Genomic DNA, 493 nt, shown 5'->3' with positions numbered 1-493 from the left:
ATCTTAAAACCAGTGGCTTACAGGACAAAGCACTCTACGACTACACGTTTGCCAGGGATAACGGCATCAATCCGGAAATAAAACTGGCACACAATTATGTAAGTAACTGGGAAGAGATGAAATCAAACGCTTCCGGACTTCTTATTTGGGGTGATGTCGGTACTGGAAAATCTTTTTTTGCAGGCTGCATTGCCAATGCCCTTCTGGAAAAAGGCATTCCTGTACTGATGACCAACTTCTCTCGGATTCTAAATACCCTTACCGGAATGCATTTTGAAGACAGAAACCAGTTCATCAACAGCTTAAACCGCTACAGTCTTCTGATTATTGATGATCTCGGAATTGAGCGGAACTCTGACTTTGCACTGGAACAGGTATTCAATGTGATTGACAGTCGTTACCGCAGTAAAAAGCCCCTGATCATAACGACCAATCTCACTTTATCAGAGCTGAATAACGCCGCTGATATCGCACACAAACGAATTTATGACCG

General features: G+C 43.0%; 1 protein-coding gene. It reads left to right on the top strand.

What is annotated here, in order from left to right:
- Positions 1–493, top strand: a 493-nt coding sequence (locus tag G5B06_RS18630; RefSeq protein WP_173772729.1) for an ATP-binding protein, incomplete at both ends; no start/stop codon positions are given.

Source organism: Blautia luti (assembly GCF_013304735.1).
Classification (GTDB): Bacteria; Bacillota; Clostridia; order Lachnospirales; family Lachnospiraceae; genus Blautia_A.
Note: the sequence above shows the minus strand (reverse complement) of the source record. Positions and strands in the feature narration are given on the sequence as shown.